Source organism: Seohaeicola saemankumensis (assembly GCF_042678485.1).
GTDB classification, from domain to species: Bacteria; Pseudomonadota; Alphaproteobacteria; order Rhodobacterales; family Rhodobacteraceae; genus Seohaeicola; species Seohaeicola saemankumensis.
This window is the reverse complement of record NZ_JBHTKR010000002.1, coordinates 1-23,475: the sequence shown is the minus strand read 5'-3', so window position 1 is coordinate 23,475 and position 23,475 is coordinate 1. Positions and strand designations below refer to the sequence as shown.

Annotated in this window: 16 protein-coding genes, 1 tRNA gene and 1 pseudogene; 12 read left to right on the top strand and 6 right to left on the bottom strand. The window is 55.6% G+C overall.

The genetic code is table 11. The features are described from left to right. Positions 1–2: 2 nt before the first annotated feature. The 9 genes from ACFQ3C_RS03925 to ACFQ3C_RS03885 all read left to right on the top strand — a co-directional run bounded on the left by ACFQ3C_RS03925 (position 3) and on the right by ACFQ3C_RS03885 (position 9,271). Positions 3–212: a helix-turn-helix domain-containing protein gene (locus tag ACFQ3C_RS03925; protein ID WP_380789134.1), complete on the top strand. Its 210-nt coding sequence runs from the start codon at positions 3–5 to the stop codon at positions 210–212. 165 nt (positions 213–377) lie between these two features. Continuing rightward, complete coding sequence (locus ACFQ3C_RS03920; protein ID WP_380789133.1) at positions 378–2,084, top strand: site-specific integrase; 1,707 nt, start codon at positions 378–380, stop codon at positions 2,082–2,084. Further along, positions 2,081–3,124 (top strand): tyrosine-type recombinase/integrase, encoded by a 1,044-nt coding sequence (locus ACFQ3C_RS03915; RefSeq protein ID WP_380789132.1) that lies wholly within the window; start codon positions 2,081–2,083, stop codon positions 3,122–3,124. Before ACFQ3C_RS03920 ends, ACFQ3C_RS03915 begins: the two co-directional genes overlap by 4 nt. Further along, on the top strand, positions 3,121–4,761 hold the full coding sequence (locus ACFQ3C_RS03910) for a recombinase family protein (protein WP_380789130.1): 1,641 nt from the start codon (positions 3,121–3,123) through the stop codon (positions 4,759–4,761). Before ACFQ3C_RS03915 ends, ACFQ3C_RS03910 begins: the two co-directional genes overlap by 4 nt. Positions 4,762–4,903: 142 nt before the next feature. Further along, a complete protein-coding gene (locus ACFQ3C_RS03905) occupies positions 4,904–6,052 on the top strand; it encodes a tyrosine-type recombinase/integrase (RefSeq protein ID WP_380789129.1) in 1,149 nt (382 codons plus the stop codon). A 105-nt stretch (positions 6,053–6,157) separates the two neighbouring features. Continuing rightward, positions 6,158–6,364, top strand: coding sequence for a helix-turn-helix domain-containing protein (locus ACFQ3C_RS03900; RefSeq protein WP_380789128.1), 207 nt, complete (start codon positions 6,158–6,160; stop codon positions 6,362–6,364). 56 nt (positions 6,365–6,420) lie between these two features. After that, positions 6,421–7,062, top strand: coding sequence for a hypothetical protein (locus ACFQ3C_RS03895; protein WP_380789127.1), 642 nt, complete (start codon positions 6,421–6,423; stop codon positions 7,060–7,062). Further along, positions 7,049–8,569 carry an AAA family ATPase gene (locus ACFQ3C_RS03890; RefSeq protein WP_380789126.1) on the top strand — a complete coding sequence of 507 codons (1,521 nt, stop codon included), beginning with the start codon at positions 7,049–7,051 and terminating at the stop codon, positions 8,567–8,569. The genes ACFQ3C_RS03895 and ACFQ3C_RS03890 overlap by 14 nt, the downstream gene beginning before the upstream one ends. Positions 8,570–8,755: 186 nt before the next feature. Then, positions 8,756–9,271, top strand: a complete 516-nt coding sequence (locus tag ACFQ3C_RS03885; protein ID WP_380789826.1) for a hypothetical protein — start codon at positions 8,756–8,758, stop codon at positions 9,269–9,271. A gap of 20 nt (positions 9,272–9,291) precedes the next feature. Here the strand turns inward: ACFQ3C_RS03885 and ACFQ3C_RS03880 are convergent. Beyond that, a pseudogene (locus tag ACFQ3C_RS03880) lies at positions 9,292–9,414 on the bottom strand (IS6 family transposase); the annotation flags it as partial. 162 nt (positions 9,415–9,576) lie between these two features. On the opposite strand from ACFQ3C_RS03880, the gene ACFQ3C_RS03875 reads away from it, so the two are divergent. Together ACFQ3C_RS03875 and ACFQ3C_RS03870 are read left to right on the top strand one after the other, a co-directional pair. Continuing rightward, on the top strand, positions 9,577–10,074 hold the full coding sequence (locus ACFQ3C_RS03875) for a hypothetical protein (RefSeq protein ID WP_380789125.1): 498 nt from the start codon (positions 9,577–9,579) through the stop codon (positions 10,072–10,074). A 19-nt stretch (positions 10,075–10,093) separates the two neighbouring features. Beyond that, positions 10,094–10,933, top strand: a complete 840-nt coding sequence (locus ACFQ3C_RS03870; RefSeq protein ID WP_380789802.1) for a DUF3883 domain-containing protein — start codon at positions 10,094–10,096, stop codon at positions 10,931–10,933. 81 nt (positions 10,934–11,014) lie between these two features. Here ACFQ3C_RS03870 and ACFQ3C_RS03865 read toward each other — a convergent pair whose 3' ends face one another. After that, the gene (locus tag ACFQ3C_RS03865; protein ID WP_380789124.1) at positions 11,015–11,545 is read right to left on the bottom strand and encodes a hypothetical protein; all 531 of its coding nucleotides are present in this window, start codon (positions 11,543–11,545) and stop codon (positions 11,015–11,017) included. A gap of 414 nt (positions 11,546–11,959) precedes the next feature. Here ACFQ3C_RS03865 and ACFQ3C_RS03860 point away from each other — a divergent pair, with 414 nt between their 5' ends. After that, positions 11,960–13,426 carry a DNA cytosine methyltransferase gene (locus ACFQ3C_RS03860; RefSeq protein ID WP_380789123.1) on the top strand — a complete coding sequence of 489 codons (1,467 nt, stop codon included), beginning with the start codon at positions 11,960–11,962 and terminating at the stop codon, positions 13,424–13,426. A 452-nt stretch (positions 13,427–13,878) separates the two neighbouring features. Here ACFQ3C_RS03860 and ACFQ3C_RS03855 read toward each other — a convergent pair whose 3' ends face one another. From ACFQ3C_RS03855 to ACFQ3C_RS03840, 4 genes are all read right to left on the bottom strand, one after another. After that, positions 13,879–19,269: an AAA family ATPase gene (locus ACFQ3C_RS03855; RefSeq protein WP_380789122.1), complete on the bottom strand. Its 5,391-nt coding sequence runs from the start codon at positions 19,267–19,269 to the stop codon at positions 13,879–13,881. Then, the gene (locus ACFQ3C_RS03850) at positions 19,262–20,716 is read right to left on the bottom strand and encodes a hypothetical protein (RefSeq protein ID WP_380789121.1); all 1,455 of its coding nucleotides are present in this window, start codon (positions 20,714–20,716) and stop codon (positions 19,262–19,264) included. The genes ACFQ3C_RS03855 and ACFQ3C_RS03850 overlap by 8 nt, the downstream gene beginning before the upstream one ends. A gap of 88 nt (positions 20,717–20,804) precedes the next feature. Further along, on the bottom strand, positions 20,805–22,982 hold the full coding sequence (locus ACFQ3C_RS03845) for a hypothetical protein (protein WP_380789120.1): 2,178 nt from the start codon (positions 22,980–22,982) through the stop codon (positions 20,805–20,807). Between the two features lie 397 nt (positions 22,983–23,379). Then, a tRNA-Met gene (locus ACFQ3C_RS03840) sits at positions 23,380–23,456 on the bottom strand. Positions 23,457–23,475 lie beyond the last annotated feature (19 nt).

The following is a 23,475-nucleotide window of genomic DNA, read 5'->3' as shown; positions in this document are numbered from 1 at the left end:
CGATGCTGAAGAGTACCCCCAAGAAGACTGACCAGCCCCGCCACCTTTTGACGGTGAAGGAGGTGGCTGAACTTGACCATTGCTCTGAGAAGACTGTGCGCCGTGCCATTGCGGTGGGTCTGCTGGAAGCGGTCCGCGTGGGGCCTGGCGGGCGCCTGCTGCGCATTGATCCGGCGGCGCATGCGGCGTACCGCCAGGCGCATCGTTGGTAGGCGCCAGAGTCCAACAATGTCTATTTATGTCAATATCTTACGCACTCCTCGGGAAGAGGGGGTCACCGTAAAGGGGACACTTCATGTGCTAGAGTTTTCCCGAATCGGGCATCCTGTCCTGCCTTGTCTACCCGAGTCCACACCTGACCCAAGGAGCTTTCCCCGATGACCTATGCGACCAAGATCGACCTCGACATGGCCCTGCTGCCAAAGGACACGCCCATGTTCTCGGACCTCGTTCTGATCCTGGAAGACGATCAGAGCGTAAATCCCATCCGGCGCCGTGACATGATCTCGGGACTGACCCGGATCGCCATGGCGATCGGGCGTCCGCTTCAGGACATCCCCTGCTCCCCGCATTGGCTGCAGCCACGATTGGCAAAGGTTGCACCAGGAGCGCTTAAGATCAGCCTCAAGACCTGGCAGAATGCGATCAGCAATGCGCGCTCGGCGATGGTACATGCCCAGATCGTCGATCAGCGTCCGCACCGGAAGACTCACCTGAACGAGGACTGGCGCCGACTCTGGGATCTTATCTTGGCTAGCAACGATCGCACCCTGCGCCCGACGCTCAGCCGTTTCATCTACTTTCTGAATGATGCCGGTGTTGCCCCACAGGAGGTCAGCGACGATCACGCGCAAGCCTTTCATCTCGCCTTGATCCGCAACGAGATCAGCAAGTCGCCACTGCGCGTCTACCGCAGCGCGGTTTTCGGTTGGAACCTGGCGGGGAAGCGGATCTCGGAGTGGCCGGACACCAAGTTGGACTTACCGGCACTGACCACGGTCATCAAACTGCCGGAGAGCGCCCTGCCCCCGAGCTTCATCGCCGATCTCGACAGCCTGATGGCGCGCCTTGCTACTCCGGACATTCTCGACGACGCCACCATTTCAAAGGCACGGCGGCCAGCCACGATTTATCTCTATCGCCGCCAGATCCTGCGCTTTGCCTCCGAGATCGTGCATTCCGGGGTACCTGCCGAAGAGTTGTTGAGCATCGGCAATATTCTTGAGCCACAGATGGCGCAACGCGGGTTGCGCCAGATGCTTTCGCGCACCAACAACAAACCCAACAATCTGACCTGCCGGACCGCGGAACTGCTGCGCTTTCTTGGCAGGGCAACGCAGCAAGATCCCAAGACACAGGCGCAGCTTGAGCGATTGGCCGGCAAGCTGAAGCTGCCGTCGAAGCAGGGCATGACCCGCAAGAACCGCGATCGCCTACGCGTGCTGCTGACCGAAGAGAACAGCTTCAAAATCTTCACCATGCCGGATCGCCTGTTCCAGCGGCCGCCTCAAGGGAAGGCCAATGCGTTCACACAAGCGCTCGCCCGGGAGGACGCGCTCGCGATGGCGATCCTTCTCTATTGCCCGGTGCGCATCAAGAACCTGGCCGGGATCCATCTCGAACAGCATTTGCAACGTCCAGGTGACGGGCGGGTGTTCCTGGTACTGACCGAAGAGGAGGTCAAGAATGCGCGACCTCTGGAGTTCGAACTGACGCAGGATGTGATCAAGATGATCAACGCCCACCTCAAGACCCGTTCTCTTGAGCTGTGCCCGGCCGGTACGCCATGGCTGTTTCCCCGCCGCGACGGGCGCGGCCCCATGGACCCGAACCACCTGGCCCGGCGGCTCAAGCGGCGCATCCGCAAAGAAACAGGCTTGGAGATGAATGCACACCTCTTCCGGCATTTCGCAGTGGCGCATCTGCTGGATGCACGCCCCGGCAGCTACGAACTTGCCCGCCGCCTCTTGGGGCATTCCGACGTCAGCCATACCATCAACATGTATGCCGGCCTGGAAGTGAAGAGTGCCATCAAGGCCTATGCCGATCTGGTTGGAGATAAGAAGAAGGGATGGCGCGCGTGAGCCTCGTCCTTCCCATCGAGCAATGGCCAGAAGCCGATCGTACCATGTGGTCAGTTCTCATCACTGAAGGCGGTCCTCTGGACGACCAGGGGGCGCTCTCCCACTTGCGTGTCAGCACGCAAACGATGCTGGCGACGCACTATGGGCGCTGGCTCGGTTGGGTTGCATCGGCCGCGCCCAATGCTTTGCACGATGCGCCGGTCTCACGCGCCAGCCTGCCCATGATCCAGGGCTGGTTGAATAGCCTGGCCAACACTTCGGACACAACGCGCCACATGTTCGTTGACAGCGTCCTGCGTATCCTGCGCGCGCTAGAACCCGACCATGACTGGTTACAGCATCGCCGCCTGCTTCTGGGTTTGAAGCGATCCGCAGGTCGTGGCGATCCGGCAAGGAAGCAGGGCTGTATTCTGTCGAGCGCGATTCTGCTTCGGGCTGGACTGAGCTATGCCGCAGCTGACCCTTCCACAGTGCGCAGTCCCCTTAAGCGCATGACCCGTCAGCGAGACGGCATAATGATCGCCCTGCTGGCGCTTCTACCGATCCGCCGCCGCGCGTTTTGCGAGCTGTCCCTCGGCCAGTCTGTGCATGTGACCGATGAGGAGATCCTGGTCTCTTTGTCGGAGGAGATGACTAAGACCGGCGTGCCGTGGGAAGCTGCTGTGCCTAATCAAGTCGCCGGGCCACTGCGCCGCTATATCGCGGAGGTGCGCCCGGCCTTGCTGGCACGCGGTAACCGACAGCATGATATTCTCTGGGCCGGCACTCACGGCGAGGTCATGGGGCAGAACTACATCGGCAGCCGGATCGGTGATGTCACCCTCAAGCTGACCGGCAAACGCATCCCGCCCCACCTTTTCCGCGACGCTGCTGCGACGACCTTGTCGCGTCTTTCTCCAGAAAGCGCGCGACTGATCCGGCCGGTTCTGGCACATTCAGGATCCCGGACTGCGGAACGGCATTACATCCACGCCCAGACGATCGAGGCCGGACGCGACTACGCGTCCGTGGTCCAGCGCCTCAAGAAAGGACGACCATGACCAGAGTTGCCATCTACGCACGGTTTTCGTCTGCGTTGCAAAGCGAAGCCTCGATCGACGACCAGCTTCGCATCTGCCGCGAACGGGCGGAACGCGAGGGCTGGACGGTCACGGAGATCTTCACGGACATGGCGATCTCGGGCGCCAGCATGCAGCGCCCCGGTGTCCAACGCCTGATGGATGAGGCCAGCCGCGGCCAGTTCGACATCATCGTCGCCGAAGCGCTGGACCGGCTCAGCCGGGACCAGGCGGATGTGGCGACGCTGTTCAAGCGGTTGAGTTTTCACGGGGTGCGGATCGTGACCCTGTCGGAGGGCGAGATCAGCGAGCTGCATGTCGGCCTCAAGGGCACAATGAACCAACTCTTCCTGAAGGACCTTGCCGCCAAGACCCATCGTGGCCTGCGCGGGCGCGTCGAGCAAGGGCGCTCCGGTGGCGGCAACAGCTATGGCTATGACGTGGTGCGCCGACTGGGTGAGGATGGACTGCCGGTCACTGGGGAACGTACCATCAATGAAGACGAGGCTGCCCTGATCCGCCGTATCTTCACTGAGTTCAGCGACGGGCTGTCGCCCAAGGCCATCGCCCGGAAGCTGAATGCCGAACATATTCCCGGCCCCAGCGGCAAGGCATGGCGTGACACGGCTATTCGCGGGCACCGCATCCGCGGCACGGGACTGCTGAACAACGAGCTCTATATCGGGCGGCTTGTCTGGAACCGGCTACGCTACATCAAGGATCCCGAGACGGGGAAGCGCGTGTCCCGCCTCAACAGCCCCGACAAATGGATCATCACCGACGTGCCCGAGATGCGGGTCGTCGATGATGCACTCTGGGACCGCGTCAAACAGCGCCAGGGGGAGATCGACGCCACGCCGCGCGTACAAGCGATCAGAGAGAACCGGTTTTGGGAGAAGACACGGGCGATCCATCTGCTGACGGGCCTGTTGCGCTGCGGCTGCTGTGGTGGTGGCTTCGCTGCTGTCGGCAAGGACTACCTGGCCTGTTCTGCGGCCCGCAAGCTCGGTACCTGCGGCCAGAAGCGCTCGTTCAAGCGCCGCGATCTGGAAGAGGTGGTGCTGACCCTTCTGCGCGAACGCCTGATGCGCCCCGACGCGGTTGCAGCCTTCATCACATCTGTCAGCCGGGAGATGAATGCCGGACGGGCCGAGGAAAGCGCTGCACGGGCCCGTCTTGAGACTGAACGCGCACAGGTCACCCGCCGTCTGGACGGGCTTTACGAGGCCATTGCAGACGGGCTGCGTACAGCGGGCCTGAAGAGCAAGCTGGAAGAGATGGAGGCACGGCTAGTGGAGATCGACGCCAAGCTTGCGGCACCTGCACCGTCATCGGTGCGGTTTCATCCGCAGTTGAGCGAGATCTACCGTCGGAAGGTGGGGGAATTGTCCGAGACTTTGGCCGATCCTGAGATCCGGCCGATGGCGCTGGAGACCATGCGCGGTCTGATCAAGTCCGTGACAGTGCACGAGACTGCAGACGGCGTTCGGATCGACCTTGAGGGTGCGATCACGGCCCTTGTGGGGCTGGCCCAGCCTGGGGCTGATGCCATTTTTCGTGTTGGTTCGGTAAAACTGGTTGCGGGAGTAGGATTTGAACCTACGACCTTCAGGTTATGAGCCAGAATGTCATCGGCTCATTTTCCTCAAGAAATCCGGATTTCCCTTTGAATTTCCGGAAATTAAAAGGTCATGCGTTGACATAAAGAGTCCTGTCGAGCCACTTGCATCCGCAACTTGCCGGACACAAAACGGATACGCAATGCCAAAGATCTCTGAGACCTTCGCCAGAAAAGCCGAGACCCCAGACCAGGGCAGCAAGATCCATTATGATGAAGGCCTGCCCGGCTTCGGTCTTCGGGTTACAAAGGCGGGCAGCAAAGCCTTCGTGCTCAATTACACGATCAATCGGCGCGAACGCCGCATGACAATTGGCGGCTATCCAGCTTGGAGTGCGGCCGCTGCCCGCGAAGAAGCAAAACGCATAAGGCGCTTGATCGATCAGGGCCAGGATCCGCTCGAAGAAAGAAACCAGCGCAAGTCCGCCCCCACCGTCAGAGATCTGTGGGAGGAGTACGAGCGCATACATCTTCCCACACTCTCCCAGCGCAGTCGGATGGACCAACGCAGCATGTGGCAGAAGTATATCCTTCCCGATCTCAAATCGGTCCAAGTCAGAGAAATCAGCAGCCGACACGTCGACAGCCTACATGCGAAGATAAGCGGTGTTGGTGGAACACGCGCCAATCGGGTTCTCGAGGTACTGAGAAAAGCACTAAATCTTGCGATCCGATGGGGCTGGATTGAGAAGAACCCCGCTGATGGTTTCCGGAGGAATCCGGAGCATCAACGCGAACGTTACATGACGGCTGAAGAATACGAGCGCGTTTTTTCCGCCCTCGAGCGCATGCCCAATCAGCGTGCAGCCAACGCCATTCGGCTGCTTATTCTGACAGGTGCTCGCAGGGGCGAGGTGCTGTCTCTCGAATGGACTGACCTCGATCTCGAGCGGGGAATATGGAATCGCCCGCCACACAAGAGCAAGGATCGGAAGGCGAAACGAATACCGCTCTCTAACGAAGCGCTCCTTCTGTTGCGCAGTATGCAAGAGGTGGCAGACAGCGCATACCTTTTCCCAACGTCGACAGGCTCACACCTACCAGACCTCAACAAGCCGTGGGCTTGGCTCCGCAAGGAGACGGCCTTGAGGGAACTTCGTATCCATGATCTGCGGCACTCGTTTGCCTCTGTCCTGATCTCCGGCGGGGAGACGCTAGAGACTATCGGAAAGCTGCTCGGACATTCGCAGCATCAGACCACGCTGCGCTATGCTCACCTGATGGACGACCCTCTTCGGCGAGCTGCCGACGCGTTTTCTCAAGCTGTTGCTCAGTCCAATTTCCGGAAATAGAGGTCACTAAGCATCTGATACTAATACTATTTCCGGAAATCGACGGTGACGGAGACTCTGGAAAATGCTATCTCATCTCCATTCAACACAAATAGGAGACTGTGCATGGCACCATACACCAAACACCTCACACCCGTAGACGTCGGCCGCCTTTTGGGCGTCTCTCCGCGCACGCTCAGCCGCTGGCATGCCCAGCGCCTCGGACCACCGCGCTGCAAGGTCGGCCGCACCGTTCTCTATCGGCAGGAAGCCGTGGAACACTGGTTGCGTGAGAATGAAATCAATCCGACCCGCAAGTTCTCTAACGTCTGAAATCGACATTAACAACGCAAGGCGCCGGAACGCACTTGCAAAGGACCGTCTAGAAAATGGGCAAACAGAAACACTCAGAAGGCTTTAATTTGCCGAAGCCAGAAATCGATGCAATCGAACAGTTCCTCTCCACGATTACCAATCGCTGGGATGCGCTAGAGGCACAGCCACAATTAGAAATCCGCGCGCTCAAGGAGGGTAATACCACAGACGTTCAACGCTTCAACTATCGGGACATCAAGAGCTCTGCCGCTTATGCTCACTGTCTGAACGAAGCTGGTTGGAACCTCTACGCCTGTATCAATCCAGTTTCCTCAAGAACAGTTGGAGCCGCTAAGGACGCTGACATCCTAGCCAGCTTTCTCTGCTTTGCAGATGCTGATACTCCAGAAGGCAGCGCGGCGATTGCCGTGGCGGACCCGCAGCCAAGCTTTGTTATAGTTACTGGTTCGACTCCCTGGATCCGTTGCCATGCATATTGGGAACTGGACTCACCATGCATTGATCTAAACCTCTGGCGGCATGCTCAGGAGAGCATTGCATCAAATCTGGGCACAGACCCCACCATCGTGAATCCAAGCCGCATCATGCGGATGGCTGGGACCGTTTCCTATCCTTCGACTAAGAAGATTGAAAAAGGGTACCAGCCGGAAATTGTCCGCTTTCAGAAGGTGGAGTTACCAAGTGTACAGCATTAATGACCTGATTGACGCTTTTACTCCAAATCAAGAGGCGCCTAGACCAAACATCCTGTTGAAAAAACCGCACAAGGAAAGGCTCAACATCGAGCGGGCCATCAAAGAGATGCAGGCTGGCACAAATTGGCACGACAACATGGTCCGTGTTGTTGGAGCTATGGTCCAGCAAGGAAACAGCGACACTATGATCATGGGCTTGGCTCAAGCCTGGACGCTCGATGGCTACACAGCCGATGACACTTTAAAAGAGGTCCAAACCGCAATCAATGGCGCCCGCAAGAAAGGTTTTGCTCCCGGACCAACAGATCAGCTTGCCACAATGCCTGTCAATCAATGGCCAACGCCTTACATCAACTTTGACGGTAAGGCTCTACCGAAGCGAAAGTGGATCTATGGTCGCCATTATATCCGCGGCTACGTATCTGTCCTTGCATCAGCGGGCGGCATTGGAAAGACGTCGCTTCAGGTCGCTGAAGCGCTGGCAATTGCCAGCGGTCGCGACCTTCTGGGCGAGAAAGTTTGCGAACAGACAAATGTTTGGTTGATGAATCTGGAAGACCCGATGGAGGAAATGCAGCTTCGTATTGTAGCGGCAATGCAATCACACAACGTACGGCAGGGCGAGATCGAGGGGCGACTCTTTGTGGATGCTGGTCGCGATTTCCGTCTTCAGGTCGCCACGCAGAGCCAAAATGGCTTCAGCATCAATGAAGAACTCAAGAGAGCGATGATCGAAAGGATCACAACACACAAGATTGGTGCAGTTTTCATCGACCCATTTGTGGGCAGCCATGCGGTGAATGAGAACGACAATATGGCGATTAACGCCGTCGTGGATGTTTTTCGCCAAGTCGCCGATGCAACAAACTGTGCCATAGGCCTTGTTCACCACACACGAAAAGCCAATGGCCAAGACTCAAGTATCGATAGCGTGCGCGGCGCTGGCTCACTAATTGGCGCGGCTCGTGTGGCTCGTGTTGCCAACAAAATTTCCCAACAAGATGCAGCAAAACTTGGTATCTGTGAGAAAACTGCGCCATCGGTTTTCCGAGTAGAGAACGGAAAAGCCAACATGTCACCACCAGCGGAAGCTTCAGTCTGGCGTATCGTAAAAAGTCATGGCTTGGAAAACGGAGAGTACGTCGGTGTCGTACACGCTTTCACCCCACCGACAATCAAAGCTGCTACGGTGATTGAGCTTGAAACTGCAATCGCGGCAATCAAGGACTTAGAAAAGCCCGTGCGGCGCCAAGAAACCTCAAACGATTGGGCAGGTTACACAATCGCGGGGAAACTCAACCTTGATATAGGGGGCGCCAAAAAGAATGATCGCAGTCACGCTCAGGAATTGGATCGACTGAGAGTGCGGAATATCCTGACAGAGCTCGAAAGTAGCGGAGCGATCACGCGCGAGAAAATATACGACGCGAGAAATGCCCGGGAAGTCGAAATCTACCAAGTAAACGACGAGCATGAGTGGGGGAGACTTCCGCAGAGCGCAAAGTAAACAGATGGGCGGCGGGCGGGCGCGAAGCGCCGCCGCCGCAGTCGTTTACTATAGGGTTTTGCGGCTGCGGCGGAGAGATTTCTTGCTGCTCAACCAAGCAAACAATCGGAAAATTCTAGACTTGGTTTTGCTTTTGAAAGTCTCAAAATCGTGAACAGCCAGCTTTGACGCCGGCTTGCCAACTATTTGGATGACAAAACCGAGAAAAATATGAACCTACTTCCTGCCGCCAAGCTGTTTAAGGAACCCGCCGAATGGCCGCTCATCCCACCCTGGTGGCTCGTGCCCTCCACCGATGCCGCAGCCCTTCTCAATGTCAAGCCAGCCACGCTCAGCAGCTGGCGCATACGAGGGTATGGCCCCAACTCCTACCCGCCCATGTACCTGAAACCAACCCAAGGACGGCCCCTATACTACCAATACGGCGAACTACGTTCCTGGGCCGCCAGCGCACTCGGCATGGCCTATTCTTTCGAAGACCAATGCACCGACTTTTTCACCGAAGTCTTTCCTGTGCTGAACCAAGGCTCAGGCTCGCTGGAAGGCCGCATTCGCACGTTCGAACGACAATATCTCGATGACCGAGAGCGAGTGCTGCGCGGCGCAGGTGGTAATTCCATCGTGGCAGCACACATCCACACACTCGACGCTTTCTTCGAGCGGCAGCCGAAGCGAATAGGCTGTGCTCCTTTGCGTCTATAGTAGTCCCAGATGTTGTTGTCGCGCTCATGCTGTAGGTCTTCGACATTGCGAAGTGGCAGGCGAAACCGCACGTACAGCATGACCGCCAGGCGGATGATCTCAGGGCTGGTTTTGAAATACCGAAATGGGTCGGGTTTCGTGATATGCGGACGGCTCTTAACCGCCCTGATGATCTCAAACCAAGCTCCTCTGATAAGACCTATGGATCTTTTCGAACCACACCCTAAAGTAGCAGGGATGGCCATTGGAGCATAGCAACCGTTTGCCAATGCGCACATGCTAAAACCACTTAAGGATCCCACGATTTGAGACGTTATCTCTTTGCAGCAATTTTGACCTTATTTCCTGCTGTCGTTCAATCAGGTGAGAGGATGGCCGAGTTTGGTAATTTCGAAGTCGAACGAACACGAGTTAGCTGCATTGCCCAAACCAGAAATGAAGCTGGGGATACTCTGAAGATTGTATTCGGGGAAGGCAGGTTCAATCTCATTGTTTTGTCGACTGAGTTGGAAGCTAACCATACATCGGAAGGGGATTTTCTTGTGCCGATCTTTGTGAACAACAAGACTTGGCGCTTGCTTGGTGAAATAGACGGGTTCAGAGGATCTGTTTGGATTGGAACACACAAATCCCTTTCCATGCAGGACCGACTTGTCTTGATGAGTGATCTGATAGACGGGGACGCCGTAGGGTTGTTGACAGATGAAAATGGTGATCATTTGCATGTTTTCTCTCTAAATGGTTCAGAGGCAGCAATAAAATATGCTTTGAACGTGTGCCTGCAGATCGTTCTAGACAACTGAGAGAGCTCGTCGGCGAATGATTAGGAACACCGAATGGACTGATCAGGAGAACGACCTGATCGTGGCTGATTACTTTGAGATGCTTCTCGAAGAGGTCTCCGGTCGGGCGTACAACAAGGCCGCTCACAGACGCGCCTTGCTCCCGAAGCTCGAAAACAAGAGCAACGGTTCCGTCGAGTTCAAGCATCAGAACATTAGCGCCGTGCTCCACCGTCTTGGGCTGCCTTGGTTAAAGGGATACAAGCCTCGTCACAACTTTCAGGGCTCGCTGGTCGAGGCGGTCGAGAGATGGATAAGGCGACATGCAGGTTGGAAAGAGCAACTGCTGTGGCATGACCATGCAGGCGTAAAAACCAAGAGGCGGCGACTTTTCGGGTTGGAGTCCCCACCCGAAGCGCACGCCAAGCTTTCGCGCGAGGCGGAAGAGCGGATCAAGAACACCATTCGCAAATTCGACTTCGCAGGACAAGACCAACGGAACCGCGATCTGGGCCTCGCAGGGGAGCAACTGGTGCTGGAGTTTGAGAGGCATAGCCTAACGTACGCTGGCCGACCCGATCTCGCGGAACGCGTTCGGCATGTATCGGCGGAGGACGGGGACGGCGCCGGCTACGATATCGCGAGCTTCTACCCTGATGGACGGGAAAGGCTGTTAGAGGTCAAGACGACCAATGGGGGAAAGAGCACGACGTTCTTCATATCTAGCAACGAGCTGGCTACCGCACAGAACAACCCAAGCGCATGGGTTTTGGTCCGCGTTTGGAATTTCTCCCGCGAGCCGAGGGCATTCGAGCTGCGGCCGCCCCTCGAAGACCATGTCCAATTGGTCCCGACAGCATATCTTGCAAGCTTCGGATAACACGGCCTCGCTAGCTCAAAGAGACGGCAGCAAGCGCGATTGCCTGCGACGCAAGGTCGACATACGAGCGAACCTAAACTCCTAGCCAGTCGGCTTTTCCCTCCAATTGCAGCGCCCCTGCAACTCGCAGGTTTCGCAAGTTGGATGCCGCACCCTACAAACCATTGCAGCGTAATCCAACGCAGCCCAGTTCACTCGGACGGGATCATCGCAATCTACGAGCCAGTGGCACGCTTCTTGTAACCAGGGGTCATGGCGGATATCTGCCAGAATTCGCGGGCGAAGGTAGCGCTCCAGGAGGCGCGCCATGTTGACGTCCACAAGCGGCCTTGCCTCGCCATGCTGAAAGAGAAGGATGGCGTTTGCCACGTACTGACCCACGGCTGGCAAACCCGAAAGCTCCCCCTCGTCTTCCGGGAAAACGTCGTCATGCGCGGCGGCGTAGGCCGCCAGTGCCTTGATTGAGGCAGCGCGCCTCCGCCACAGGCCGATGGGCCGAAGCACGTCCTCCAGTTCCTCGGTACTTGCCTCGGCCAGTGCCGTCCAATTGGGAAACTTCCCGAAGAAGGACTGGTAGATCCGGGCCACCGTCTCGGCGCGGGTACGCTGCAAGAGAACCTCGACACAAATCCTCTCATAGTTGGATGCGCTATCTGACCTCCAGGGAAAACTTCGGCCTTCACGCGCGTACCAATTAAAGAGGCTACGCCTCAGCCTTGTGATTCTGGACTTCTCGCCTCTCGTTAGCCGGTCTGGTGACATGGTAATCCCGGACAATCTCTATTCCTAACGGCCTTACCTTGTAATGGGCTGCTTCACAAAGCCTGTAATACCGGAATGCGGAGTGGGCTGCTTATAAAACGGAACGCGCTACAGATTGGAGCCTTTTTTCTATGAACCACTCTATCTTGTGGACAACTTCGCGAAATCGTTTGCGTTGAGAGGGGCGTCATGGTCGAATATGAAAGCGGGTCGACCTCGTTCGAGCACCTTTCAATCGAGTAAATGAGAAGGCAGTATAGGACCATGACTTCGTCTCTGGCATGCATAGACCTATTCGCGGGGTGCGGTGGCCTTTCCCTTGGCCTCAAGAGGGCTGGCTTCGAGGTCAAACTTGCTGTTGAAAAGTCTCCGATGGCGGCAGAGACCTACTTCCACAATTTCATCGAACCAGTCCGAAACAAGGCGGATTGGGAGAACTTCCTCCGCTGCTCGACAGTGGAACAGGCACGGCGAGGCCTAGTCGTAGCGACACTCGAGCAAGTCCTGACATCAGACGAGCTTCTCGAGGGGCTAAAGGCGGCCGACATCGACCTCGTTGCAGGAGGGCCGCCCTGCCAAGGTTTCTCGCTCGCGGGACGGCGCAACCCGGACGACGTGCGCAACACCTTGCCCTGGCAGTTCCTCGACTTCGTGGAGCGTATCGCGCCAAAGGCCGTCATCATCGAGAACGTCGCGGGAATGCGTCAGGACTTCAGAAAGTACGGGGCGAAGTCACCTTTCGACGAGCTGAGAGCTGTACTCTCGAGTACCGGCCCTGGCTACGCCGTACAGCCGATGGCGCTGAACGCGATGCATTTCGGGGTTCCACAGCATCGACCGAGGGTATTTCTCGTCGGCCTCCGTCGGGACCTCGCAGATGCAGTCGGGATGCAAGTCACGGCCGACACTTGGTTCTCCGACAGGGACACACCTTACGATCCTCAGGTCCCAAGCCGACCCGAGCTCGCACCCGCACGGACCCACTTCGGGGACGGTTCCCGAAAGCACCTTTCGGTTTGGGAGGCGATTTCCGACCTCGGCGATGACGGCTACCTCGACAAACAGCCGTTGTCAGAATTCGCCAGGGAAATGCGTTCCCTCGAGCCTCTTCTCAAGCGCGCTGATGGTCGTCTCGACAAAGAGGCAAGACCGCGCAACCACGTACTCCGGTCGCATTCCGACCTCGTCACGAGGCGCTTCGAGTTCTACCAGTTCCTGCGCGATTTCAAGATCGACACTCAGCTTTTGTCGATCCCGAAAAAAAATGGGCTCTCGGACAAGGAACGCCGGGAGTTGATACACCGTGCGATCGACGGTTTGGAGTTCCCCTTGGTATTGCACAATGGCTCGATCTTGGCCGGTAGCAAAAGAGAGTTCGTTCGCCTCGTGAACCGCCTCGCGACGAAGAAGCACAGCCAGCGTGCGCTCTCGCTCAACAGCCCATCGCCGACGGTCGTGAGCTTACCAGACGACTACGTGCACCCGACAGTGCCGCGGACCCTTACCGTCAGGGAAATGGCGCGTTTCCAATCTTTCCCCGACGCCTTCGAGTTCAGGGCGAAGGAAACAACCGGCGGCACGAAGCGTCGCACGGAGGTACCGCAGTATACGCAGGTCGGGAACGCGGTTCCACCGAAGGTAGCGGAAGCGATAGGGAGGCACTTGGCAGACGTAATCGCTGCTGCTTCCGTCGAGGGGAATGGCAAGGCTAGCAATGCCGCCGTCGCCTGACAGTCCTCCTTAGCAGGTCAGAGCGCCACACGCTTAGCATGTCTGGCGTTGGCGCTCATGGGGCAGGCTGGGATGATTGAATAACGGAGAATTCCCGGGGCATGGGAACACTCAAGGATTGAGGATGAAACAGAAACCTAACACCCGCTAAGCTGACTTCGCCAGCGTTGAAAACATCATCAGAAAACAAAAAAAGAAAAAGGCACAAACGATCTAAATACGACGACGGCTGCATCGTCCGGCAGCTGCTTAGAAAAAATGCGTCGAGCCAGAGCCTCCGTTTACGGTCAGAGCCTCGTGTCTAAAAACACTAAGAGACGGAAGGAAACTTCACTTTATCAGCTCTCGGATGTCCACAGGCGCGTCCACTTAAAGAGCAACCTTGGGAACGTTGAATTTGCACAAACGAAAGCTGTTCCCCCCCTAAAGCTCTGTCGAACTTGAACAGACTGCTATTGTTGTTCAGCCATCCGTCTCGCAATTATGTAGTTGCGCCCTTTGGCCGTAATAATGCGTCCGCTTTTCGTCAGTTCAATGTAACCTAGCTTCCGAAGAAACGGCTCGACCTCGGTTCGAATTTCTTCCTTGTCCACTGTTGGCAGCAAGCTAATCAGTGAATCCTGACCGATTGGCACCGTTTGTGCCTCGAGCACCTCCAAGACGTCGAGATCAATCCGGCCGATACCTTGCTCGTCGACTCCGCGACTCCTCATGACTTCTTGTAGATGGTACTGGACAGGCTTCCCTGGGTCGCTGGAAACCAGTATTTCTTGCTCCAGCTCTTCGAGAACTTGGAGGGCAACCCTTGGTACGCTGCGTCCAACGCTCGCAATTCGAACAAAGGTGTCCATGTCTGCTTGAGCAGACTCGAAAATGGGCTTCTTCGTGGCCACGCGCGTCAGCATTTCTGCAACTTCTGCAACACTGTATGGCTGCAATTTCACTTCCGCGCAGCGCGTTTTGAACGCAGCGTCTAGATCGGACGTACGAGTAGTCGCAAAAATAAATGTGGCACTCCTAACCACGGCAACTTCATCTTTTAGTGAAACCTGTCGATCGCTTGCTTCGAGCAGTGTGAGCATTGCCTCTTGCACGGCACGCTTTACTAGATGCACTTCGTCGATCAATACAACGAACGGTGGATACTCGCGGACCGATCGCCCTGCGTCGACCCTCACTTCCCGGATCTCGGCGTTCTCTTCTTCTAACTTGCTTCTTATGTAGGAAAAGAGCTTGTCACGCGAGTCAACGGCCTTTCCATCAAGCGCGACAAAGGGAAGTCCAAGCGCATTCGCGACCCTACGTGACAACTCCGTCTTCCCCGTAGAGGGCGGACCGCTAAGCAAGTATGCCTTAGCTAAGTGAGGTGGAGTCTGCAGGCTAGCCGCTAGCAAACCACGCTTGAGGGTTTTGACAGCTTCCTCATTCCCGACGAAGCCTTCGAAAGCAGCATCGACTTTTCTTCTCGCCTTGGGAGAAACAATAGATGCGGTATGGGTTTGCTCGTTTTCCCTACCTTCGCCCGAATCCTCGTAGTAAGGCTGATCGTACTGTTCCAGCTCAGGTGACAATGAGTAATCTTCGCCAGCCGGTTCCGATTGTCCGTTATTGCTATCAACTGCGACTTCGTCGCGGAGCGCCAGACTAGCCGAAAGTTCCGCCGAGCTCTTGCCAGTATCCCCGCGATCCTTCTCTTCTTTCCAAAGCTCGTCCGAACCATACCCGATTCCAGCATCGGGAGTTAAGGATAAGCGAAGTTCCCTAATACATGTTACAAGGTCATCGCGTCCGTCGACAGAGTCATGCAGTAGATAAAGCGCATCTTGGCGGCCGACCGTTACCGTGTCCTGCTCTGCCCCCAGCCCAAGTCTCCACGATCTAGTATTTTCCCGATTATCGAACGCAAGCAATCGCCCCTCCTGATTAACCCTCACTTTGGCTGAGCCCGAGAGTATGTCCAGAATGACCCGCTCTTGGAGTGCGGCCCAGCGATCAGGCGGCAGGCCATGAGCCATTTGAGCAGCTCCGACCCGGAAACCGTGCTCAACGCAATTCGCGAGCAAGTTCAAACCAGCGAGCTTCCATAGTTCAGTCGGAGCTTCTAAGCCCCATAGCTTAGCAAGTAGCCTTCCAAGGTTGGTCGCCTGCCCAAGCGCTTTCCCCAGCTCATCGGGAGTCATCGGGCTCGATCGAAACTTTACTTCGAGGGGGGTCACCAGCAGGCTGGCTGGCCTCTGATCTCCTCTAACATCGATAGAAAAAACCAGGATGTCAGGACGCTCGTAAGTCGAGCCTAGTTCAATTTTCTTTCGCACCTCCTCGAATACATCCCAGTAGGGATCAACAGCCACCAATAGGTTCACACGACCGTTATCATGTAATGGAAGCACACTTGGAATATCGTGATTACCAATCTTGCCCTGTAGAGCCCGCAGTGCGAGCAGGACGCCAAGTTCCCCCCTCGCCGTACTGCCTCCTCGGCCCAAACGCCGAAGAATTGGCATGCCTCGAATTGCCACCTCTTTCTCGAGGTTATTGGTAATTCTCTCCGCTTCTGCCTCTTCTGGCTCGAGCAATTGCACTGCGGACTTGATCGCAGTGCGCATCGATTTTCTCGGCTTGGCAACCAAGTAATACCCCGAAGAACTCGATGAACGCCCTGACAGGCTTGGAAGTTCGTAGTCCCAAAGCACCGCACCAGTCGCTCCAGCTCCGTGAATAAAACACGCTGGATCCACGTCTTGAGAAGTCACAGCCACGAAATCCGCTTTATCTAGACGTTGAAGGATCGAGCTGGTGTTAGGCCTGAACCGGTAATGGGAGTTTCCTGCCGTGAAGCAAGGACCTTCGAGGAGCGCTGTAGCTCTTAGTTCATCACTAGCCTTATAAGCGCTCTTGCTCGGATCGATCGCGAAAGCCACTTGTACGATCTGGCCGTCCGTGACATCTGCTCGCGTTTGCGACCTGAACAAGCCTTTGGGCGCGGCGATTGATGCAAAGGATTGATGGTCAATCTTTGACCATTCGCGTGTTCCCAGATCATCTATCACCAAGACGTCCAGAGAAGGCTCTTTGTCACGGCCACCATTCTCGCTTGAAGCCACCTGGAACCACTGAACGGCATCAGGCTTCTCCATCGAGATGTACGCTAGGCTCTCGTCGCTTGGTACAGCCGGTAGTTCTCTCTCGTCAAAGACGCGGTATCTCCTCTCGGGCGTTGCTCTCTTGGCGCACCAGTTCAGCAACTCCTCGGCACTAGTACTGGAACCTTGCGGGTCCCCCTTTAACCCGATTTGAAAGGATGTTCGTGTCGGTGAAAGACTCTCGACCTCTTGAAGAGCCTGCCTAATGAGCGATGCGTCAAACCCGCCGTTAAGGCCAGGGCGAAGGAGGCGTAGCTCACCTAGGGCAGGGAGCAAAACTGTTTCCTGTTCGCGCTTCTCGAATGCACGGCTTGCCCAGAAAACGGTCCAGAACGGATCACTCGAGCCCGCGTTCAAAAACTGAGTGGAGGTCGTCTGGTCTCCTTGGTCAGTGCAAAGTCGGAGCTCCATTATCGAGGGTGCGGAGTGCGGATCGAGGAAGCCGGCCAGCGGGCACCTTGCGGTACCCTGTATATCTCGAAGCAGCAGGTGCGTGTTTGTGTGAAATGCGACCTTCAGTGGATGAAGAGGCCCCATCAACACGATGTGCGGCTCAGAACTACTAGTCGGACGATCCATACCATGACCTGGGACCACGCCGTAACAAGCTACTAGTTCAGCCCATGCCGCGGACGCGAGATCGGTTGCTAGCCAATTAACGTACTCGAAGAGATATTTCTTAGAAGCCTCGACTACTGCAATCTCGTCGAAGTGAATCTCGCGCAACGGCCGACGTTGCTCCTGCAAGGCTTTCAGAAGCGCTGATCTGGCGTCGATGAATGCTTCTGGGGCTTGCTGGACGTCTGGCTTGAAAAGCCCGGGAGCGATACGTCCGAGGCGCCCTGCTTCGAGATCCATTGATTGCCGATCACCAACTTCTTTCTTGCTCCCCCAGCATGCGAGCATGGGGCGAAGCGGCACCAAGCCTTTGAGGTAGCCGTCCTCGATCTCTTCAAGAGCGCGCGACGGGGCAACGATTTCAAATTCATCTTCCCGTGACGCGGCGCCCCGGTGCATTGAGATGAGGCTGGAAGTAACACAGGGGGAGCTTTTGGTTGGTATATCTTCCGGTGACACCGAAAGAGCGGCATTGAGGAATACTTCGGGAGAGCCCTCACTTGGGCGGCCAACTAACCGCAAAACGACGTCCGAACCGACGTCGAGACCGCGAACAAGCGCCTTGCCCCCCGTAACAGGCAACCAGTTCAGCGCTTCGAGGTCCGGGGAGCAATGCTTTCCTTGTTGCTCAAACTCCTCTGCGGCAATGGTATCGAAACCAACTGCTACAATGCCGTCCCTAACGAAAACCTCGACATCCTTTAACCCCGGGGACCGTAGCTGCACATCCAGCACGGTAGTTGTTTCTTTACCCGCGTTCCGGACTTCGTGACCCTGCCCTCCTTGTATCAAGCAAAACATGCCCGGGGAAAAAGAGGCGAGAGAAATGACCGCGACTTTCGACTGTTTACTTGCATCTGGATGCTGGAGCTTGGCGGTATAGGTCAGCGGAGCCGAATGCGCTGGTACGTTCTCATCCGTGTACTTATTGTCAAAGAGTTCCAGCGGCGTCGTATTTCTTCTCCCTTCAGAGCGGGTCAGCACGATGTTGTGGGGCTGGTCCGCGCGTACCACGAGAGAAACCTCAACTTCGTCACTCACGATGGCCGGCGAAATACCGTCGATTGGGTCTTTCAAACAATTTCGAACATTAATCGCCACGCTTAACGGTCCGCTGGAAGTTCGCTTAAGCAATCTCTCCCAAATGTCCGTCGAGAGGACATGCCACCAGCCTTTATTCCCTGCTCCCTCTGCATACGATCGACATAGGTTCGCAACGAACGCACCAACAGTAACGGAGGAAATATTGGATTTTAAAGATGAAACGAATTCACGGATAGCGCGTTCAATCGGCGCAGATTCTTCATCCGGGAAATTCCCGAGACCGGTGATGAGTTCATCTTCGAAAGCAGCGTAGTTTTTCCTGCGTGTCGCCACATCCCCTATATTGTTCAAGATATAAAAAGATCGTTCTAGCTCATGGATACCAAATACCTTAGTTCCAGGGCACGGAAAGCCGGCCAACTTGATTAATTGCATTAGGTCGCCGCGATCGCTTTTCGACCACTCCTCGATAAGCTGCCAGATTGCTGCAAGCCTATCTCCGACACCCTCCTCGGTCGCCAATGTCCATGTTCTCTCTAGCAAGGAACGCAGCAATCCACGCTGACCGTCAATCAAGCCAAGGTCGTCCTCTAGGTCGGCCAATATATCAGCCCATGGCTCTGATCCGAAGCGAGGACCTCGCTCGGGGTCAGGTTCAAAATCCAGCGGGTCTGTAGTATTCAACATCGAGTGTTGAACTGTAAGCGCAGCGTCTGGCGTCACTATACAGACGTAGGAACTCGCGGAATTGCGGATCGTGATAGCGTAGTCCCAGTTCGAAATGCCGCTAAGAACGCCGGGGTTCCCAAACGCAGACAATTCTCCCGCCGTGATCAAGACCACGGGGACGGGCTGCCGGTCTGCCGTTACACGCCAGTCCCGCGTTCCATCGCAGGTCAACTGCTTGAACAGTTCGTGTGCCAGCTCAAGAGGCAATCCACGAATGAACGGGCGAGCAACGGATATTTCATCCTGAGCCCAATATTCCGAGATATATCGCTCGACGAGGAGGCGAATTAGCGTTGCTGACTTATTCATCTTTTGACGACTGCATCAATGGATCCATCAGGAGCCGGCCTCCGCCGGCATCTGGACTGTCGACCATAATTCCAAGTTGCTCAACAAGCTTAGCAAATTTCCCGGTCGTTAGCTCCCTTTGGGACGCCCTTATCCCCCAATCAGCCAGGTATCGCTCGAACCTGTTTACGCTAACTGACCTTGTCCGCTCTTGTCGGCAACAACAATGCACAAGCGTAACGATTAGAACTGGTCCAAAGTCGACAAGCCAGGGTGAGTTCCTTCGAGACCTGTCCGCTTTTTCGAGTAGGTAAGATTGATCGTAGCTTACCTGCTCGACCACCCGCGGGCTAATTCGCCCTGCCGTATACCGCAGGAAGAAAAGTAGATTCCTTGTCGGTCCCGTGGTTGCTGATTGGAACCCGGACGTCCGATCAAGAACCGCGCCAAGTGCTGCTTCGAATGATCCGAGATGTTCATTGGGCTCAAATGCCGTCTTGATGGCGTCTCTCTTTTCAGCCACGAGCGAAAAGAACTCCTCAAGCACAACTGGCGTCTCCACGCCCCCCCTGTGCTGAAGCGGGTTTGCTTCGCAACCAACCTCCTGCAGAACTCGCAATACGAGACTCAAACCGAGCCGGGCCTGCGCGTACTTGCGAATGGATTTCTTTATTGCCGGCCCCGAGTCCTGCCCCAACTCAAGAATGGGGTAGTCCTTGGCATGCCGCTCCCAGAAATCGGCTCGTATCTTATCCAGTGTCGGTCGCGAAGCACCGTTGATAATTTCCCTGCATACCTCCCAGGTCTGCGCGTTCAAAGACAGCAGCCAGGCGTAGTGCGCGAATAGGCCGATGCGAAGGAGCGCTTCTAGGAGCAAGGTCCATTGGCGTCTAGTAAGATGCGCCTTCAGGCGGATTACATGTGGAAGGTCAAGAACAAGCCTTTCCGCTGGAGAGCGAGAACGCGAAACCTGCTCGCGGTATGCGGGGAAGACGGGTTCGTATGCCTTCGCTATTTCCGGGTACTCATCGCCAGAAAGCTTGTACAACGAGTTTTCGAGGAACTTCGCTAGGAAGTCGTCGTCCTTGTCTACAAGCAAGGATCTAGCGAAGTTCTCGAGTATTTCGTCCGAACATGACTGTTGGTTCGATCCTGACTGGATCGCGTTGACCAGCAAGTTACCTGGACTCCAGCGGTTCCGCACGCGTCCTAGGACGCCTCCATAGTTTGCCAACATCGGTACGAGCTGGACAACCTGTGGAAGGTCCCTGCTTTCGGTGGATGGGCTACCTAGCCCACCGAAATTGAAGAGGGCACGCCAAGCATCCTCTTCGTCATTAGTCTCACCAAGCTCACTTGGCAGATTGCGTATATTTTCTAGGTTAACTTTCGAGTCCTGCTTTCTGGTCACAAGCTTTCTGTAAGCTCCGCCAATGAGCACCTCAACGGTGGACTGCTCAGGAGCCACCGGTGACAGGAAGGATGACCCATACCACCCTCGCTGTTCGAGGGCCCAAGGCCGTTCAGATGCTATGAATTCAGCTAGTGACGACAATTCATCTATCTTTTCTTTCTAGCACGGGTACCGCTTCGCCTTCTTCGCTTAGGACCACGGACCCGATTCCGACCAATTCGTAGTGCGCTCTTCGGCGCATGAAGCTCTCCTTGTCCCGGCACAAATGGGCGGCATGAAGTTGGCGAAGTCGACCCAACGACGTGGCCAATACTGGCGGAAGACTGCCCGTCCTACATCCTCTTCGGTGCAGTTGAAGAGCTTCGAATAGCTCGAACGTAAGGGGTATCGGTTGAGCTTGGTCGATAACGATGCATGGCATATCGTGAGGCGGTACACCATCATCGGATTTCGGAGCTGGATGGATTGTTACTCTGGGAACATCTCGGCTCACGAGCCGAATCCTGGCGCTAGGGGAAAGGTCCATTTGCCCAATCCCGCCGAGTGCATCCACCTCGAACCGACGCCCGCCGAGCAAATTCTCTAGAAGATTGCCGATGTCGCCTAACGCTTTCTGGCTGCGCAATGATGCATGATACTCTTCAAGCGCATTATCATTGGAATGCTTTCCCGTCCGCGTTCCCAGTGCTCGCTTGGCAAAATCAGATGCGATCCGTCGCAAGTACCGACACGCCTGATCGGCTTGGGCGGATTCGCGAGATAGCGGATCCCACTCTGCCTCGGCCTGCATGACCATGTCCAAGAATACCTCTTCCACACGCGAAAGCTCGATCTCTTTGCGCCAATCTGCGTCGATACCTATCTTGATGGCCTGCGAGAATGCATCTTCCAAGTTTCGGAAGCTATCGTCATTTCCCGCGGAAGTCCTAAGTTCTGGCTTTAGAAGGGGTGCCAGCATGTTCCGAAGGTAGTCACGGGCAAACCCGTGAGTTCCTGACTCGACGCGCTCCGCGGCTTCCCAAAGCGCCAACGTCTTTATCTTGCCGTTGCTGTCGTTATTCAGAAACGACTGCTCTTTCATGTCGTCGGTGTGAATTCCCGTGGGGAACAGCGCTTGTGGATAAATTCGTGTGGACAACTCTAGTGCCGACTGGACCTGCTTAGCCCATGCGCCAGTGTCTTCATTTTCAGCGGCTTCTACGATCTGCTCTGAGCGCTCATTTACCCAATCGCATGGGTGGACCGCATGTCCATGTTCATTTTGAAAGTCTTGCTGTTCGCCAACCATGAGCTCGGCAACCAGCGAGAAAGCATCTCGGAAATTCCACCTTTGACCGGTGGCTAACTCCCCATGTCGCAATATTTTTAGGAGCGCTTGGCGTTTTTCAAACTGTCGTAGCAAGCTTGCATTCTGGTAAAACGGACAATTGTCTTGGGCTGGGCATTGGGAACAGCCCGCCATCCATTTGTCGCTCGCGCTAGCGCGAACGATGATTTCTTCGATCGGGGACTTTGAGCTTCCGTTCTCTTCGAGCAATGATTCGAGATCCAACGGCCAAGCCCCGACTGCGATCTCAACCCCACTCATGCCGTCGAGCGGCCAGCAAGGTTTCCTGCTAGATGCCGAAAGCGCATCCAGGCCAAGACCTGTTCTCGACGCCACTTCTTCGAGCAGAACACGTACGCTGTTAGCTCCGTCGTCCTGACCTGCCGCCTCGATAGCCCTGTAGAGCAAGCCGCGGTTAATGCAACAAAGCGCTACCTGAAGAGCATCGTGAGAAAGAATCGCTTTTAAAGCTTCGACAAGTTCCACTGAAGCGTCGCCAGAACGTTGTCCACTCGCGGATGCATCTTGGATAACCGTCAATTTACCCACTCGGGAGAAAAACCGATTCAATTCAGGATATTCATCGTCTGGAGAAAGTTCGACTAAAGGCGGGGAAATAGGGCAGGGTTGAAATTTTCTCGTAAGTTCGGACAGCAGCTGCTGTTTGCAGTCCAGTTCCTGCCCAAGTTCTTCGAGGAACACCTGAACCGCTTCAGATTTTCCATTACCAGGGCCTCCCACCAAGAAGATTAGGCGAGGGGCATCCTCGCCAACCGCGATTTGTTGTGCCGTTTTCCGCAACTTAGCCAATAGGCTTGTTTCGATAGGACCCTTCAGTGGGTTGCCTTGATCTTCCTGAAAAGGGACCCGGACCCCTCCAACGTCATGGCCATGCCATTTTAGGAGTGCCTGCACCCAAGGGTTCCGTACTGCCAACACGATCCTCACAAGTTTTGTACGAAACCAGCTGACTTCCTCAATCAAGACGGCCAAGCCAGATTTCACGTCCGCAATCGTTCTCGCTCTTCATAGTTACCGAAACACGACTCAACTTTTCAACCTAAAATTGGTCTTGCCCTCGAAAACTGATCAGTGCCGAGTGACGGTTTTAGGGTACCTTTGCCTTTAGGAGGGATTTATCAATGTCGCTTATTTTTCATTCAAGAGCGGTTGGGTTCGCCGCCTTGAGAATGTTTCTATGCACCATTTTGCACCACCTAGATTTTCTGCGCGCGGACCTGGGTGCATCTTTGAGTGTGTCCGCTGGGGAGTTGCTCTTGCGGTCAAAAAAGTGTGGGTGGGGGCGTATGGATTTGAGGGGAATATCGGACATCAGTCGGACACAAAAAAAACGGCATAGGGCGTTAAGCCACTAAGCCGTTGATTTTATTGGTTGCGGGAGTAGGATTTGAACCTACGACCTTCAGGTTATGAGCCTGACGAGCTACCGGGCTGCTCCATCCCGCGGTATTGATTGTGATCGTTT